Genomic DNA, 15,857 nt, shown 5'->3' on the forward strand with positions numbered 1-15,857 from the left:
GGCGCGCCGCAGCCGTATCAGGCCAAAGCGTCCGCCACCTGTTTACCGAGTGCCCGGCAGGCGGCTTTATCCGAATCCGACGGGTTTAACTCTACCTTCATTCCTTCTGCGACAACGTCCGCTCCGAGCTCCTCCAGCTTCTCCTTGAGGAGGTCGACCGCCTTTCCGAACTGCGCGTACGAGGAATCGGCCGAACCGAAGACCGCCGCCTTTTTCCCGCTCAGCTCCAGACCGTCCATCTCTTCGTAGAAATCCAGAAATTCGTCGGGCAGCTCACCGTCGCCCCAAGTATAGGCTCCAAGAATAATGCCGTCGTACTCTCCCAGCTCATGACCGCTGGCATCCATCACGTTTTTGACGACCGGCTCGATCCCCGCTTCGCGTACCCCCTCTGCGACCTCGTCGGCCATCTCCTCCGTATTGCCCGTCATGCTGGCAAACACAATAATCAGTTTCATTTCCAAGCTCCTCCGTTTTCCGTAATGTTCCATGTACTTCCTCAACCATATTAAATGATAATGATTATCATTGTCAATTATGTTTTTTCGAGAAGCTGCCCATTTTCGGTCCGGGAAAAAGTACAAGGCCGGAATCCCTTTGCTTCAAGGAATCCCGACCTATGCAATCGCCGCATATTTATTAAGCAAATCCGAGCCGCTGTGAAGCCCGGTGCTGCTAGACATGCTCTTGCGACCCGGCAGCAAGCATGCGTCCCTCCGGCTTGTAAAATGAAATCGTACGCCGCAGCCCCGTCCGGTCCGCATCGCCTTCGGCAGGCACTTGGCGCAATGCGCCGCCGCTGAGCCGGCCGGCGACCGCGAGCACCAGCGCGTCGAGCATATCGTCGCGGGCCAGCGCCTTGCGCGTATACCGCGCGAGCAGCTCGGCGACGATGGCATCGGCGTGCGCGCAGACCCGCCGCAAATGCGCGAGCCGCTCGGCGAAGCCTTCCGGCGTTTTCTTGCTGTGGCGCATCGGCCCGCCGAAAAGCTGCGCAAAGCACAGCTCCGGATGCGACTCGCGAAAGCGCCCACGCGCCTCTATGTCCTGCTGGAGCAGTTCGTCAAGCCGGCGAATTTTCGGCACGAGGCCCCAGGACTGGCGCGACAAGCCGCGGCCGCTGACCTCCCGCTGCAGGGCATTCGCCTCGGCGTAGCCGGACGCTCCCAGCACCTCGCGTACCGGCGCGGCGAAGATCGAGGAAGCCCGCCCAGGCTTCAGCAGTTCCCGCGCCAGCGCGTCGCAAGCCCGCGGCTCCCGGCCGTCGGCCAAGCCGATCGGCATGTCCACCAGCAGCAGCCTGGACTCCCGGTGGACTTCCCACAGGCGATTGGGGTCTTCATATACGTCTGCCGCCCAGCTCTGTCCGTCCTCCGACAGCGCCACCGCAAGCCAGCCGCCCGGACAGCCGTCGACGCCGACATAGTCCCGGCGGCTCATCCGCGCAGCAGTTCTGCAAGCGAATGTACGGTTGCGGCGGTATATGCGGGCTGCCCTAGCCTAAGCTCCTCGGCTGTGCCATAGCCGTAAGCGACGGCCGCCGAATCCATTCCGTGAACCCTGGCTCCCTCGATATCGTACTTCCTGTCGCCGATCATCAAGCAGGCGGATACGGGCGGGGAGCCCGCCAGCTCCAGCGCATAGGCGATCACGTCGGCTTTGTCCGAGCGCGTCCCGTCAAGCTCGCTGCCCGCCAGATGGGCGAAATGCCGGTCCAGCCCGAAATGCGCCAAAATTTGCTTTGCAAACACGATCGGCTTCGATGTCGCGACGATCAGCTTGCGGCCCTCTGCCCCGAGCTCCGCCAACAGCTGCGGGATGCCGGGGTACACTTCGTTTTGAAACATGCCCCGTTCTGTGAAATATTCCCGGTACCAGCCAATGGCTTCCCGGGCCTGCTCCGGGGTAAACCCATACCACTCCCGCAGCGACACCTGCAGCGGCGGACCGATAAACGGCGTCAGCTTTTCCAAATCCGGCTCTTCGATTCCCATACGCCCCAAAGCATATTGAACCGACCGGGTAATGCCTTCCTTCGGATCGGTCAAGGTCCCGTCCAGGTCGAACAACAAATGTGTATAGCGGGTCATTCCCATAATCGCTCTTTCTCCTCTCGCGCAGCAGCCAGGCTGTTTTCTGTTCCAGCTCCATTATACCGTGTTTCCGGGACCGTGGCCTTTTTTCGTTATAGTTGCCCAGGGACACGTGTACATACCTTGGGACGGCGGATGACATACCCTATAGAGGTGCAAGCAGGACGACAGAAACTTACATCGGAAATACGGGAGAGGATCGAAGTGGCAAGAGGACTATTCGATGTCGTGGTGAACCCGGGGCACAGCGAGGATACGATGACGCTGGTCGCGGATTGTGCGAACGGCTACGAACACGAGCTGCATAAGCTTCGGGATGGAACGATGGTCGTTTTGAAAAACGGCGGCAGTCCGGTAAAACAAATCCGCATCGTGCGGGGACACGACGACGAATGCCCATTTCATTACATCGAAATGGGACCGGCTACGGCCAAAGCTGCTTACCTGCGGGGAGGAGCCCGCTGCCTGTTGGAATATAACGAGCTTGAACATACCGTTACCCTGACCAAAATTACCGTGAACAAAGAGCAGGTCATCCTGCTTACCGGAAAGGGCCGAACGAAACCGAGAGTAAGAATCGGGTATTCGTTACTGAACAAGCTTGGCATGGCCGGCGTACGAAGGAGTCGGACCGTGCGGGCCAGACACGGGGGTGCTTCCGTCAAGCTCCGCCTCTCGGTGCCCGCAAACGAGCTGAGCGAACAATTCGTGCTGTCGGCAGGCGCTGCGGCCAAGCTCCGTCTGGACAACGGGCAACTGTGCCTGCTTGCTTATGATCAAGCGGCCCGGACGCTATCGTTCTCGCCGCTATCGGACATACCGGAATCCATCGACCTTCCGAATGTTTCTACTCCGACCAGTCCTACGCCGGACGATTCGGCTCAGCCTATCAGATCGCCATACCTGCCGAGACCCGCACAACGAACCGTCGCCAAAACCATGCCCGCTAGCCGGAGAGGCAAATCGCGGACCCGCAAAACCGCCCCTTCTCACACGTTCGCTCCGCATCCGCCGAAAGCTCCGAAGCCGGAATCCCCTTCCAAAACCGGGGCATCCGTCGTATGGTTCGGCCCGAAGCTTCATAGAGGACGCCGGTAAATCACTTCATCCGCCGCATCCACGGGCGACGTCCACCTGCATTGACCTGAAGCAGATAAACCGACGCTTGCGAAAAGAAAGTGGATATTTTTCCTAAAATTCCAGAAATCCGAACCCGTCATTTCTTTCATAAACGCTATGTTTTGCACTATAATGATAGAGTTGTTTGAATCATAGCAGCAGGTTTATTGTCATCAGGGGGTCAGAGAAGATAGAAATGAAAAAAAACAACATTGAAGAAATACATGTTTTACGGGCGCTCGCCTTTCTGGCCGTTGTGCTGCAGCACTCGATCGGCCACTATTTGTCCGAGCCGGATACAACGCTTTCGGATGGCGTGATGTTTACACTTTTTCTTCTTATTTCCAAATTTGCTGTTCCGGTGTTCATCTTTATTACAGGTCTCGTGCTGTTTTACAATTATGACGGGCCGCTTCGTTACGGTTCGTTTCTGCAAAAGCGGCTGAAGGACATCGGCATCCCGTATTTATTCTGGTCCCTCATCTATGCTGCTCCTGCATTGCTGCAGAGCACCGGCCTCTTCACAGGCATACAGCAGTTCGCGGGGCTGGCATTCACCGGCAAAGCCTCGTATCACTTGTGGTATATTGTGATGATCATTCCGTTTTACGTGACGTTTCCGCTTTGGCGTTGGGTGATCCGGAATGTGCAAAGTCGTATCTTGACATCTGCGCGCGCGATCGCCGCCATGGTGCTTTTAGCTGCCGTGTATGTGTATGGCATGACTCTAATATGGCCGATTTACCAGGCGGCGGAGCAATGGAATCTGCCGTTGCTGACTCCGATGCTGACCGAATATGCAGACCGCAACTCGCTCTATTTCTTCTACTACTTCGTCCTTGGAGCGGTCTCCGGTTTGGCGCTAACGCACTGGAGGGAATGGCTGAGACGCAACGGGCCGCTGGTGTATGCCGTTTTTTTTAGCTTGTCCGCTTACTTGACGTATCGTGTCGTTGCCGGCTTCGAAAATAACCCCGCATCTCAGAATCACTACGAGGACTTGCTTTTGCTGCGCCCGGTGACGGCGGTTTTCTTGATCGTTTCGATTCTTGTGGCATATAAGTTCGGCATACGGGTCGCCGAATCCGCGAAGGGGATTACGCGCCGTGTGCTCTGGTTTGTCAGCCACTATTCCTATGGCGCTTATTTGATCCATGCGCTGATGCTGACCTGTGCTACCTTGCTCTCTGACGTACTGCTTCCGCAGGTGAACGTCACGCTTCGCACGATCCTTGCCTTTATTCTTTGCTCGGCGATGTCGGTGCTGGCCACATTCGTGCTGTCCAGGATTCCGTTCCTCGGGCAATGGATGACCGGTTTGGGAAAAGCCAAAAAGAAACCGCAGCCAGTCCCCGGCCTATCGGCTGGCAGCATGAAGGGCTAAAATCGCTAAATTCGGGAGCTTCATGTCGCGGAGCAGATGTTCGAGCCTCGCCCGGCACCTGCTTTTGTAATCCAATTGTCAGCGGCGCGTCATTGTCACACCACTTCGTTCCCACTATGCTGAAAGAGATGACATCTTTTAGCAAAAGGAGGGTCGCCGTATGCTTTATGCGACTCTGACGCTGCTTGCCGTTCTGCTGGTCGCAGGCGTGCTCAAGCGGCTGGGCGCGAAGGCCGTCTATTCCACGGCCCTGCTCTTGTCGGTGCTGTTATCGCTTGTCGCCAACTTCGGTCTGGGGCAGAACTACTTTTACAATCTGATTCCCGGCATGCATGACGGAGGCTTATGCATCTCCAATCGGGTGGCTTATTTTATCATCGGCGACGGCCTATTGACGCAAGCGCGCTTTCGCATCGCCTTCGAACGGTCTGTCTGGATTACGCTCCTTCTGATCGTTGCTTATGCCGCCGCAAAAATCGCAGAAAGCAAAACGGAACGAAGCAAGTCTCCGTCCCGTTTGACACGATATCAATAACCGAAATCAAGCGTTTTGCCCGTTTCGGCGTAGGTTTTGATGTTGCTCAAAATCATGGGCCAGCTTTGCCGGGTGTTCTCGTACGACGGGTGGTCGGCCGGCCACTGGTCGTTGACCAGCGTCAGCTTGGTGCAGCTGCCCATAGGCTCCAGCGTGAACGTGATCCGGGTCTCCAGCTCGGCGTGGTTTTCCCGGTAAGACGGTCCGGCATGCTCGGTCACGCTGAACAGACGGTTCGGCTCGATGGTGAGCACCTTGCCGTAGACGTGGACGGTCTCGTCGCCGTCGTTCCCGGGTCCCACATACGCGTAATCGGCACCGACCTCGAAAGTGGAACGGATCGTACAGCCGAACATCGTCTTTTTCACACCTTCGTCCGAAATCAATACCTGCCAAACGTCCTCCGGCGACGCTCCGATATAGTAATGGTACACAAGATCCATCCTTATCCCTCCGCGCATCAATGAATTTGGAATTGCAATCGGACGCCCCGACTGCTACTCTTACTATACATTCGGCTGCGGACAAGCGTATAGGAAAAACGCGACAGAACGATTTTCCCACCACACGGAGCAAGGGAGAGATTTGATGCATAGGACGGCCGACGAGACCCCCAGAGGAATATTGCATCCGAAAACCGGCGAAACAAAGTTTGTGCTGTCCCGTTTCCAGCCTTCGACGGAGATTGGCTTTTTCGTGCAGCATTATTGGATCGTCAAGTGGGACTTGCGCGGAGAAGCGCCGTATCGTCAGACAGTATTGACCCATCCGAACGTCAACCTGGTTTTCGAACCGGAGCTTACGCGCATTTACGGCGTGGCCAGCGCGACCTCCTCGCATTTGCTGCAGGACCGAGGCTGGGTGCTTGGCCTGAAATTCAAGCCCGGAGGCTTCTATCCTTTCCTGAACGAGCCGGTGTCCCGTTTGACGGACAGCTCCGTCAGCTTCCGCGAAGTGTTCGGTATGGACAGTGGGCCGCTAGAGAAAGAAATTTTTGCCCAAGAGGAGATCGAGCCGGCGCTAAGCCGGATGGAAACGTTTCTCGGCGAGCGGCTCCCGGCGCCGGACGACAACGTCAGCTTTGTGAGCGACATCGTCAGCCGCATCCGAAACGACCGGACCATCGTCAAAGTGGATGACGCCGTGCGCCAAACCGGGGTGCACAAGCGGACACTGCAGCGCTTGTTTGACCGCTATGTCGGCGTAAGCCCCAAATGGGTCATTCGGCGCTACCGGCTTCATGAAGCGGCCGAGCAGATGCACCATGGCTACGTTCCCGATTGGTCGCAGCTTTCCTTGACGCTCGGCTACTACGATCAGTCCCATTTCATCCGCGATTTCAGATCGATCGTGGGGCCGTCGCCGGAGCAATACGTAAGAAAGCATCATTCCGGCTAGCCCGAATAAGCAAGACAAGCGTGGAGCAGGTCTAGTTCGTTGGAACCGGGCCGCTTTGTCGTGCTCCGGAGTCATTCGGCGCCGTCCGGCTCGTGCTGCCACGGGTCGGGCAGCAGTCCCGTGTACTTGGCGGAAGGCGACTGGAGATCGCGCTCCAGCACGAACTTCGAACGGTCGCCGCGGAATATTTCCTGCGAATGCTCCAGCGGCGTGCCCGCCGTATCATAGGTAACCGAACGGACCATCAAGGCGGGAGCCCCGACGGCGACCTCCAAATATTCGCTGTATTGATCGTCGGTCAGGATCGGCTCGATCCAGTCGACGCATTTGCTTAATTGATGCCCATACTTGCTGCGGAACACGTCGTACAGCGACCCTTGAATTTCCTCAAAAGCAAGACCCGGCGCGACTTTCCACGGAATATACGTAATGGAATATTTCAACGGTGTCCGGTCTACATAGCGCATGCGGATCAGCTTGAAGAGCGGGTCCGTTTCGGCGACGTGCAGCATCTTGGCCAACTGAGCGGTTGCCGGCACCACGGCGAATTCCAGCACTTTCGTTTCGCCGGATAGGCCCAGGCGCTTCATGTAATCGTCAAAGCTGATGTAGCTGGACAGCGGCTGCTGAATTTTGGAAGAAGCAACAAAGGTGCCCTTGCCTTGCGTTTGCTCGATATGCCCCTCCAGCTTCAAATGATGCAGCGCTTGCCGCACCGTCGTCCGGCTCACCTCGAACTGCTCGCACAGCTCGTATTCGGTCGGCAAGCGGTCCCCTGGCCGGTACCGTCCCGACTCGATCAGCTCCAGAATGCGGTCTTTCAGCTTATGATAGAGCGGAGCATCCGCTTTCGTTTTTGCCACGTTGAAACCTCCGATAGAAACCATAGTCATTGTACCCATACATTCGATACAAATTTAGATACAACTATAGAATACAACGTTGAAGATAGGTATTCAAGGGCCTGTTTTATCCGAAAAATGACCCGTTGACGCCGCTCGGAAGGCGTGTTAAATTTGTAGTGACAAATACAAATTAATAATATTTGTAATAACAAATACTTCTTAGAGAAGGAAAGGAGTCGGCTTCAGCATGCGCTATATCATCGGCGTAGACGGCGGCGGAACCAAGACGTACGCGGTCGTTATCGACGAGCAAGGAAACAAGCGGGGAAGCGGCATTGCCGGATGCGGCAATCACCAGATTGTCGGCATCGATAAAGCGCTGGGGAATATCCGGCAATCGGTGGAGCTGGCGGTCCAAGGGGCCGGCCTGACCTATGCCGATATCGCCTTCGTCCAGTACGGCCTTGCGGGTGCGGACCGGGAGCGCGATTTCTCGATTCTTCGTCCGGCGCTGGCAACGCTGCCTTTCGCGAATTGGGACGTCGTCTGTGATACGATGGAAGGCCTTCGCATCGGCTGTCCGGACAATGCGGGCGTCGTGCTCGTCTGCGGCAGCGGCACGAATGCGGCGGGACGCAACGAGGAAGGCCGCACGATTCAAACCGGAGGCCTCGGAACGCTGTACGGCGACGCCGCTGGCAGCCACTATATGGCGACGCGGACATTCCAAGCGTCGGTTCGCTCCTGGGAATACCGGGAAATTCCGTCCGTTCTGCAGTACAAAGTGCCTCGTTATTTCGGCTTCGACACCGTCGAGCAGATGGTGAACGATTTTCTGGACCGGGACATCTACTCGCTGCGGGAGGGGAATCTCACGATCGTGCTGCACGAGGCGGCTGACGAAGGTGACGCTCTCGCGATCCGCATCCTGCAGGAGACCGGCCGGGAGCTCGGCATTGCGGCGTGCTCGGTCATCCGCCGGCTGGGCGGCTTCCGGAAGGAAACGATTCCGATCGTGCTAGTCGGCAGCGTCGTGCAGAAAGGCCGCAATCCGCATTTGCTAGCCGCTTTGAAGGAGACGGTCCGGCAGGAGCACGGCTCCATCGAACTGATCATTCCGGAGATGGCTCCGGTTTACGGCGCCGTCCTACTTGGCATGGACCATCTGGGTCTGGCGTCAGGCGAATCTATTCATTCCAAATTTGCAGCTTACGGAGGGTATGAAGCATGAAAAAGGAATCGTTAAAAGTAGCCGTTATCGGCGGCGGCTCTTCCTACACGCCGGAATTGATCGAAGGCTTCATCAAACGGTATCCCGAGCTTCCCGTGAAAGATTTGTACCTGGTCGATATCGAAGCAGGCAAGGAAAAGCTCGAAATCGTCGGCAACCTGGCCAAGCGCATGCTGGAAAAAGCGAACGTTCCGATCAATCTCCACTTAACGCTGGACCGCCGGGAGGCGATCCGGGATGCCGACTTCGTCACGACTCAGCTCCGCGTCGGCCTGCTCACCGCCCGTGCCCGGGACGAGCGCATTCCGCTGCGCTATAATCTGATCGGGCAGGAAACGACCGGCGCTGGCGGCTTCGCCAAGGCGCTCCGGACGATTCCGGTCATTCTGGATATCTGCAAGGACATGGAAGAGCTTGCGCCCGATGCTTGGCTGCTCAACTTCACGAATCCGGCGGGAATCGTAACGGAAGCCGTGCTGAAGCATTCCAGTATCCGAACGATGGGGCTCTGCAATTTGCCGATCGGCACCCGGATGCAGATCGCCAAGGCGCTGAACGTCGACGTCTCTCAAGTCGATATTGAGATGATCGGCATCAACCATCTGAACTGGACGACCCGCGTGATCGTGGACGGCGTCGATGTGACGCAGCAGGTACTCTTCCAAGCGGCAAGCGGACAAAGCGGGTTTACGATGAAAAACATCCCGGATTTCGGCTGGGATCTCGAATTTTTGAAATCTCTCGGCTCGCTTCCGTGCGCTTACCACCGTTATTATTATTTGCGCGACGAGATGCTAAAAGAGCAGCTCCATGCAGCAGAAACGACCGGCACACGAGCCGAAGCCGTGAAGAAGGTCGAGGACGAGCTGTTCGAGATGTACAAAGACCCGAACCTGAACGTCAAACCTCCGCAGCTCGAAAAACGCGGTGGAGCCTACTATTCCGAAGCGGCGCTGAATCTGGTCTCTTCCATTTACAACAACAAAAAGGATATCCAAACCGTCAACGTACGCAACAACGGCATCATCGGCTGCCTGCCGGACGACGTCTCGGTGGAAGTGAACTGCGTGATCGACGCGAACGGCGCCCATCCAGTGCAGCTTACGACGCCGATCGACGCGAAAATCCGCGGGCTGCTGCAAGCCGTAAAAGCTTATGAGGAGCTGACGGTCGAAGCTGCCGTCACCGGGGACTACGGCATCGCGCTTCAAGCGCTGACCCTCCATCCGCTCGTCGGCTCCGCTTCGCTGGCCAAGTCGGTGTTGGACGATATTTTGCGGGAAAACCAAGCGGAGCTTCCTGCCCACTGGCAGCGTTAAAGGTTCCCCTATACAAACAAGATCCCGCCGGCTCCTTTCGGAGACTAGGCGGGATCTTTTGATTTTGGAGCTCAAGCTAAGCCTGCTTTCGCATAAGACGCTGCAGATCCGACCAGCGAATCGGACGGATGCCTTCGGAAGCGATCACCTGACGTATGACCGGATCGCGGAATACCTCGAATTCCATTCCCCTTTTTTCCCAGTGAGAATGGATAGCCTTGAGCTCTTCGTTGATTCGCGAAGGATGAATGATGATTTCCGTGATGCCGGGCTTCAGCGAACGAAGCAACGCCGCCATGTCGTCCCGGAACGATTCGTACGTCTCCCCCGCCCCCTGCACAAAGGGTAGGCTACGCAGGTGATCGATGATCGCGACGCCCTTTCGGTCCGCCAGCGCTGCCCGCGCCGCCGCAATCTCGTACGCTTGCGGCGGAATGCCCGGGTCGCCGGGCTCCAAAAACCGGGGCAGGCGGAACGGCAGCCCGTAGGCGGCACAAACGTCCAGGACGATCTCCAGAAAGTCCCGGCCCGTATGCAGCCCGTACAAGCTCCCCATATGATTGTCTGCATGGCTCGGATTCAGGCCCATCCGCAGCGCCAGCTCGATCTGGCTCACGATCTCCCGGCGGATATCGTCCGGGTCCGCTTCGCGTTCGACGGTCGCGCTGTCCGCAGGAAAATAGCCCTCCGCCGTCAGGAGCGAAGCGACCGGGCCTGAGCGGGTAACCGGCCCCCATTTGTACGTCGGCCATTCGCTGGTGAAGGTCAGATGCACGCCGACGTCGCAAGCCGGATGCTGTGCCGCCCAACTCACCGCTTCCTTGGCCCATGGACAGGGCATCATGACCGTGGCTGACGAAACGGCGCCTTCCAATAGCAGCTGCTGCACCGCTTCGTTCGTGGCATGGCACATTCCGAAATCGTCGGCGTTGACGATTAGCAGTCTGTCGCTCTTGCGGTATCCCAATGCTTCGGCAGTATTCATGCCAATCTCTCCTTATTCGGATCATTTGAACCGCACGTCATTACTCCAAGGAAAGGCTTAAGATGTGCTGCATTCCGATCGGCCCCTGCCGCTTCCTTCCCGTATCCCGAAACCCGGATGCTTCATACAGCCGCTTGGCAACAAGGTTTCGTTCGTTAACCGCCAAAACGATCTCTTCCACTCCAGGGAGATGCTTCGCTACAAAAGCGGCCGCGTTCTGCATGCCCCGTTTGGCATAACCGCGTCCTTGATGAGCCCGATCGACGGAAAATGCCCGGAGAAGAATCGCATTCGGATTATCGGAAAACGGGACAGTCACTTCACCACGATGCAAGACAAAAAAGCCGACCGGCATATCCCCGGCCAATATAACGACCGGATACTGGTTCTCGTCATTTAACGAAGCCTCGAGCACCTCGCCAGGGAGCGCCGTAAACTGGGCCTGTTCTTCCGGAAGTTCAAACGCCCGGAGTGCCACATCGTGCTCGCGCCGGTAAAAACGAAGCTGAACTTCCTGTTCCTTTGTCTCATTTGTATCGCAGCGCATCGAATATGTCTCCATCTTTTGTTCGGAATAGAACTCCACATGCTGTTATTTTATCATACGCTTACCAGCTTCTGAATCGCCAGCCTAAAATAAGAAAAGCTTCTTATCGAAGCCTTTCTATCATTATAAAAAAGCAGGCCCTCGCTGAGAGAACCTGCTTCTTTGGGTATGCCGTAATCCGTTAAAAAACGCCTTATTGCTTCAAAACGCCGACAAGCCGCTTCGCTTCGCCCGTCGGGGTCGTGATCACTTCGTAAATATTGATATCCAGCGGATACTCGTGCTCTTCGGTACGCAGGGTATCGAACTGAATAAACTGTACGCCGCTGATCAACCGGTTGACGCCGCTGAACGGCAGCGACTTGGTCGACAATATTCTGCCCGTCTTATCTACCAGCTCAAACATCATTTTGGACGAGTTCGGATCGACCACGACATGCTCGTTGCGGGTAATGTCCATATCGAGCTTCATACGGTACGTATAAGTGATTGGATTGCCCGGCGTTGTGCTCGTCCGCGCGTTCAGCGTCCAGTAGTTGATCTTGACATTGAACGGATAGAACGACATATTTTCCTCATTCAGCTTCGTTTCCTGCATGGCCACACGGTACGCTCCGATCGCCGTCGAGGCTGGCGCTGCCGTCTTCGCATCCGTGAACTTCAGAACGTATTGCTCGTCCTGGTTCTCTGTCGGCATGTTGAACGCATAGCTTACGGCATAGCTCGTTTGCGGCATAATTTCCGCAATGGCCCCCGCTTGACGGTTGCCGGAATACGTCATGCCCTGCGCCGTAATCAGTTTCGTCTGGAACGTTGGCACCGGAACCGGCAGATCGCTATTATTCGTGAGCAGCAGCTTCGCAATCACGGTCTGATAGCCTTCGCCGTCATTCTGATGACGATGGAACTCAACCATCGATACCGACAGGTGCGGATCGATCGTATCGGACAAGCTGTCGAATACGAACGGTTGGCCTAACTCGTAAGGCTTGGCTGCATTGTACTCCGTCGTGCGGCTCGTGACCGGCAGCGCCACTTGATAGCGTCCCACGTTGTAGGGAACTTCGACTGGAGGAGTCTTTGGATCAACCTGGCGGAACGTTTCCCGAGTCAGCACATTGAAGCTCGTGAGCACGGTATCTTTATCGGTCGGGATGGCGAAATGGATATACCGCTGCTCCTTCGGTTCGAGCACCAGCGGCGATGCCTCAACCCGTTTCCCTGGGAAGACGGTTTTATCGGTGCTTCCGTTCCCGTTCGATCTGCCGTCTATGCTAAAATCGGGAACAGCCTCTTTGGTCGCGGATGGATTCTCCACGCGCATCTTCACCGTCGTTACCGGGCCTTGCTGCGTATTGTCGCGGTTCACTGAAACCGGCGTGTAGACGAGCGGCGATTCTAGCGCCGGACTTAACGTAAAGGAGCGCTCCCACGGGAGCACCGATGAAGCGGAGTTCGTGAAGCTCGACAGCGGTCCGGTCCATTCCTGCCCTTTCACGGGCACTGTGAGCTGCACGGTTTCCTTCTTTGGATACGAGTACCAATCGACGGCATACCAGACGAGTTCAGTCAACTCCGACGGGTCCCGACGGTCCACCTTGACGAGGAAGTTCAATTCCTCGGTCGTGCCCGGACGAATGGCATGGGCGTTAAACACGCTCGCTTGCATCGGATACTCATACCCGCCGGCGGTTTTGACCCGCAGCTCCAGGTCAGGAATTTTCGCCACCTTGGCGTCCGAGCTCCGAACCCGCACGACCGCAGCGATACGCGTGCCTTCGCTGGTCGTTTCGTTCAGCAAGCTCTTGATTTCGACCTGCAGCTTATCCGTGAGCGCATAGCTTTGCAGCTGCGGCGTTCCGGCGATCGTGCCGGATGCTTGGCCGCCCAAAGCTGCCTTCGACGCGTCCGCCGTTACCGCAGCTTCCGGCGCGGCCGAAGCCGCCATGGCAGGCGGAATGGACGCCGTGCCAAGCAGGGAAGCCGTCAAAACGACGGATAGTGCCGTTTTTTTCCATTGATGGTTCGAATTCGTCATGCTGCAACCTCTCCCACTGTTGAATTTACCTTAACCCGGCGCGTCTCCCACATCGTCAGCAAACCGACGGCAAGCGACATCACGCCGATCATCACTATAAATACACCGAGTTCCCTTGCGAAATATTCAAGCGCGCCGCCGCGGTAACCGATGCCCCGAATGAATTTGAACAGCCAGGTCAGCGGCAGCATGTTGCTGACCGCTTGAATCGGCCCGGGGAATATAATCGTGGCCACCTGCACACCGGACAGCATGAAGGACGGGTATACAATCGCATAGGTGCGAAGCGCCACCTTCGACGGGTCCGCCGCCGTCCAACCGACGACCATACCCATCAGCGTAACTGTCAGCGTGTAGAGCAGCAGCGGAACCAGAAATTCCAGCGGATTTCCGACAAATCTCAACCCGCCAAGCTGCTTCAGAAGTCCGAAGGCCAGCATCAAGCTTACGCAGGAGATCACCGCATATGGCAGTACGCGCGACCAGAGCCCGATCGGCGAACGAAGCGCCTCCTCCAGCCGGCCCTCCACCCGCAGACGAGGGACGATGGATGCCCCGGCGATGGCGGTAATTCCCAGAGCCACCACATTAACGAAGCCGATGACCATAAAGCCTATAAAATCGGAAGTCGGGTTAAACAGCAGCCGCTGCTGCAGCGAAAGCGGGGAGGCGATCCCCATCGCCGCATCGTCGCCGAGGCCCATGACCTTCAGCTTCCCTACGGACAGCGTCGTGTTCTCGATCGTAATCAGCTCCTGCATACCGGAACGTATGTTCCCGATAGCCGACGGCATCGAGTTGTCGATGAGCAGACCTATATTAATTTGCTTCCCTTGGAAACGGTACTGCTCCATCCCCCGCGGCAGATACATAATGACCATATATTTTTCATTGGCCATCAGCTTTTCCGGCGGGATCGCCTCGTGGAACACGTCCACGACGTTCACATATTGGGACGCGTTCACCTTGTCGATAAACTGCTGGCTGTACAAGCTGTTGTCTTCATCGACGACCGCCATCGGCGCTTCGTTGATTTGACCGTTCTTGAACATGTAGCCGAATAGCGCCGCTACGATGAGCGGAGCGATCAGAATCGCCAGGACGAATTTGCCGGATAGCGCGTATTTCGTTTCATCGAGCAGGGATTTCATCGACTTGTACCTCCGCTGTCATGCCCGGCAGCAGCTTGTCGGTCCGCTCTACGTAAACACGCACTTGGAACGAGTTCAAATCTGCGGTACCTTTCTCCCGGCTCATGCGAAGCGCGGCGAATTGCGGCGCGGCTGTGACGAACTGCACTTTGCCCTCTACTTTGTCCGGCAGTGCGGCAAAATGCGTCGGAACAACGGAACCGGCCTGGAATTTGCCAACTTGTCGCTCATCGACATACAAGTCGTAATAGAGCTTGCCTGTTTCCAATAAGACGACCGGCATCCCGGAGCCGACATTCTCGCCCGTCTTCGGCATGATTTTGACCACTTTGCCATCAGCCGGAGCACGCAGCGTAAAGCGGTCTTTCTGCACCTTCAGCGATTCCATCAAAATGTTCAATTGCTCCAGTTGCTTGTTCAGCGCCTCAATGCCGATTCGCTGGTTCGCGATATCGCCTTCGGCGAGCTGCTGCTGCTCGACGACCGCCTTAGCGCGGTCCGCTTGCAGCGCCGCCAGCTTGCGTTCTTTATCCGTAGCGCCGGCGAGCATTTTATCCAAAACGGCTTTCTGCTGGTTTCTCGCATTCTCCAGCGTCGTTACCTGGCTGCGCGCATTCTCGACCGCGTCGCGGTGATCCTTGTACGAATACGGATTATTATCGTACGTCTCTTCTGTATTGAGCAGCTGGTTATACAGCTTGAGCGCATGCGTGTAGGCTTCCTCCGAGGCCGCGACGGCAAGCTTCTGCCGTTCGATGTCCTCGCTTCTCGCTCCGTCCGCTACCTGCGCCTCCTGCGTCTCCGCCTGCGACAAGCCGAGCTGCGCCTGCTTCACCGCATTGCCCAGCTTGCTTTGGGCGACTTGGATGCCGTCTTCCGCCTGCTTGATCTTTAAGGTCGTAACCTCCACATCGGCCTGCGCTTTGCGGAGCTGCAGGTCGATATCCGTCGGATCAAGCGTCATCAGCACGTCGCCCTTGCGCACCGTCTGCTCCTCTTTGATCGGCAGATCGATGATTTTGCCGCCAACGCCTTGAAACGAAGCATTCACCTGCTCTGCCGTCAGAATGCTTCCTTTATTGGAAGAAGCCAGCGTTACCGCATCCTTGCCCTGTGCCGCCAGCATCCAACCTCCTCCACTGAGCGCTAATGCCAATACGACGATCGCCGCCACTTGTTTCTTCATTTCCTCCGTTCCCCTCTCCCGATGCT

At 56.7% G+C, this 15,857-nt stretch carries 16 protein-coding genes; 6 read left to right on the forward strand and 10 right to left on the reverse strand.

From position 1 onward, the window contains the following. Positions 1-17: 17 nt before the first annotated feature. The 3 genes from NI000_RS05250 to NI000_RS05260 form a co-directional block, all read right to left on the reverse strand. Positions 18-458, reverse strand: coding sequence for a flavodoxin (locus NI000_RS05250; protein ID WP_253408425.1), 441 nt, complete (start codon positions 456-458; stop codon positions 18-20). A 217-nt stretch (positions 459-675) separates the two neighbouring features. Next, positions 676-1,440, reverse strand: a complete 765-nt coding sequence (locus NI000_RS05255; RefSeq protein ID WP_253408427.1) for a DUF429 domain-containing protein — start codon at positions 1,438-1,440, stop codon at positions 676-678. Continuing rightward, on the reverse strand, positions 1,437-2,090 hold the full coding sequence (locus NI000_RS05260) for an HAD family hydrolase (RefSeq protein ID WP_446030832.1): 654 nt from the start codon (positions 2,088-2,090) through the stop codon (positions 1,437-1,439). Before NI000_RS05260 ends, NI000_RS05255 begins: the two co-directional genes overlap by 4 nt. A 207-nt stretch (positions 2,091-2,297) precedes the next feature. On the opposite strand from NI000_RS05260, the gene NI000_RS05265 reads away from it, so the two are divergent. From NI000_RS05265 to NI000_RS05275, 3 genes are all read left to right on the forward strand, one after another. Continuing rightward, positions 2,298-3,191, forward strand: a complete 894-nt coding sequence (locus tag NI000_RS05265) for a hypothetical protein (RefSeq protein WP_253408431.1) — start codon at positions 2,298-2,300, stop codon at positions 3,189-3,191. A 217-nt stretch (positions 3,192-3,408) separates the two neighbouring features. Then, complete coding sequence (locus NI000_RS05270) at positions 3,409-4,596, forward strand: acyltransferase (RefSeq protein ID WP_253408432.1); 1,188 nt, start codon at positions 3,409-3,411, stop codon at positions 4,594-4,596. A gap of 160 nt (positions 4,597-4,756) precedes the next feature. Next, positions 4,757-5,131: a hypothetical protein gene (locus NI000_RS05275; RefSeq protein WP_253408434.1), complete on the forward strand. Its 375-nt coding sequence runs from the start codon at positions 4,757-4,759 to the stop codon at positions 5,129-5,131. Here the strand turns inward: NI000_RS05275 and NI000_RS05280 are convergent. Next, a complete protein-coding gene (locus NI000_RS05280; protein WP_253408436.1) occupies positions 5,125-5,574 on the reverse strand; it encodes an SRPBCC family protein in 450 nt (149 codons plus the stop codon). The two genes, NI000_RS05275 and NI000_RS05280, sit on opposite strands and share 7 nt — an antisense overlap. A gap of 145 nt (positions 5,575-5,719) precedes the next feature. Between NI000_RS05280 and NI000_RS05285 the strand changes: the two genes are divergently transcribed. Beyond that, entirely contained in the window at positions 5,720-6,529 is an 810-nt protein-coding gene (locus NI000_RS05285) for a helix-turn-helix domain-containing protein (RefSeq protein ID WP_253408438.1), read from the forward strand. 71 nt (positions 6,530-6,600) lie between these two features. Here NI000_RS05285 and NI000_RS05290 read toward each other — a convergent pair whose 3' ends face one another. Then, entirely contained in the window at positions 6,601-7,392 is a 792-nt protein-coding gene (locus NI000_RS05290; RefSeq protein WP_253408440.1) for a GntR family transcriptional regulator, read from the reverse strand. Positions 7,393-7,621: 229 nt separating this feature from the next. On the opposite strand from NI000_RS05290, the gene NI000_RS05295 reads away from it, so the two are divergent. Then, positions 7,622-8,605, forward strand: coding sequence for an N-acetylglucosamine kinase (locus tag NI000_RS05295; protein ID WP_253408442.1), 984 nt, complete (start codon positions 7,622-7,624; stop codon positions 8,603-8,605). After that, the gene (locus NI000_RS05300) at positions 8,602-9,924 is read left to right on the forward strand and encodes a 6-phospho-beta-glucosidase (protein WP_253408444.1); all 1,323 of its coding nucleotides are present in this window, start codon (positions 8,602-8,604) and stop codon (positions 9,922-9,924) included. Before NI000_RS05295 ends, NI000_RS05300 begins: the two co-directional genes overlap by 4 nt. Before the next feature lie 76 nt (positions 9,925-10,000). Here NI000_RS05300 and NI000_RS05305 read toward each other — a convergent pair whose 3' ends face one another. The 5 genes from NI000_RS05305 to NI000_RS05325 form a co-directional block, all read right to left on the reverse strand. After that, positions 10,001-10,909, reverse strand: coding sequence for a polysaccharide deacetylase family protein (locus NI000_RS05305; RefSeq protein ID WP_253408446.1), 909 nt, complete (start codon positions 10,907-10,909; stop codon positions 10,001-10,003). A 40-nt stretch (positions 10,910-10,949) separates the two neighbouring features. Continuing rightward, complete coding sequence (locus NI000_RS05310) at positions 10,950-11,456, reverse strand: GNAT family N-acetyltransferase (RefSeq protein ID WP_253408447.1); 507 nt, start codon at positions 11,454-11,456, stop codon at positions 10,950-10,952. Between the two features lie 193 nt (positions 11,457-11,649). Continuing rightward, entirely contained in the window at positions 11,650-13,494 is a 1,845-nt protein-coding gene (locus NI000_RS05315; RefSeq protein ID WP_253408449.1) for a hypothetical protein, read from the reverse strand. Then, on the reverse strand, positions 13,491-14,645 hold the full coding sequence (locus tag NI000_RS05320; protein ID WP_253408451.1) for an ABC transporter permease: 1,155 nt from the start codon (positions 14,643-14,645) through the stop codon (positions 13,491-13,493). Before NI000_RS05320 ends, NI000_RS05315 begins: the two co-directional genes overlap by 4 nt. After that, on the reverse strand, positions 14,626-15,831 hold the full coding sequence (locus NI000_RS05325) for an HlyD family secretion protein (protein WP_253408453.1): 1,206 nt from the start codon (positions 15,829-15,831) through the stop codon (positions 14,626-14,628). Before NI000_RS05325 ends, NI000_RS05320 begins: the two co-directional genes overlap by 20 nt. Positions 15,832-15,857 lie beyond the last annotated feature (26 nt).

The organism is Paenibacillus tyrphae (assembly GCF_024158745.1).
Lineage (GTDB): Bacteria > Bacillota > Bacilli > Paenibacillales > NBRC-103111 > Paenibacillus_G > Paenibacillus_G tyrfis_A.

Excerpts from the sequence above, each read along its gene's own strand:
- NI000_RS05250 (WP_253408425.1), bottom strand. The coding sequence starts at position 458 with ATGAAACTGATTATTGTGTTTGCCAGCATGACGGGCAATACGGAGGAG.
- NI000_RS05255 (WP_253408427.1), bottom strand. The coding sequence starts at position 1,440 with ATGAGCCGCCGGGACTATGTCGGCGTCGACGGCTGTCCGGGCGGCTGG.
- NI000_RS05260 (WP_446030832.1), bottom strand. The coding sequence starts at position 2,090 with ATGACCCGCTATACACATTTGTTGTTCGACCTGGACGGGACCTTGACC.
- NI000_RS05270 (WP_253408432.1), top strand. The coding sequence starts at position 3,409 with ATGAAAAAAAACAACATTGAAGAAATACATGTTTTACGGGCGCTCGCC.
- NI000_RS05275 (WP_253408434.1), top strand. The coding sequence starts at position 4,757 with ATGCTTTATGCGACTCTGACGCTGCTTGCCGTTCTGCTGGTCGCAGGC.
- NI000_RS05280 (WP_253408436.1), bottom strand. The coding sequence starts at position 5,574 with ATGGATCTTGTGTACCATTACTATATCGGAGCGTCGCCGGAGGACGTT.
- NI000_RS05285 (WP_253408438.1), top strand. The coding sequence starts at position 5,720 with ATGCATAGGACGGCCGACGAGACCCCCAGAGGAATATTGCATCCGAAA.
- NI000_RS05295 (WP_253408442.1), top strand. The coding sequence starts at position 7,622 with ATGCGCTATATCATCGGCGTAGACGGCGGCGGAACCAAGACGTACGCG.
- NI000_RS05300 (WP_253408444.1), top strand. The coding sequence starts at position 8,602 with ATGAAAAAGGAATCGTTAAAAGTAGCCGTTATCGGCGGCGGCTCTTCC.
- NI000_RS05305 (WP_253408446.1), bottom strand. The coding sequence starts at position 10,909 with ATGAATACTGCCGAAGCATTGGGATACCGCAAGAGCGACAGACTGCTA.
- NI000_RS05310 (WP_253408447.1), bottom strand. The coding sequence starts at position 11,456 with ATGCGCTGCGATACAAATGAGACAAAGGAACAGGAAGTTCAGCTTCGT.
- NI000_RS05315 (WP_253408449.1), bottom strand. The coding sequence starts at position 13,494 with ATGACGAATTCGAACCATCAATGGAAAAAAACGGCACTATCCGTCGTT.
- NI000_RS05320 (WP_253408451.1), bottom strand. The coding sequence starts at position 14,645 with ATGAAATCCCTGCTCGATGAAACGAAATACGCGCTATCCGGCAAATTC.
- NI000_RS05325 (WP_253408453.1), bottom strand. The coding sequence starts at position 15,831 with ATGAAGAAACAAGTGGCGGCGATCGTCGTATTGGCATTAGCGCTCAGT.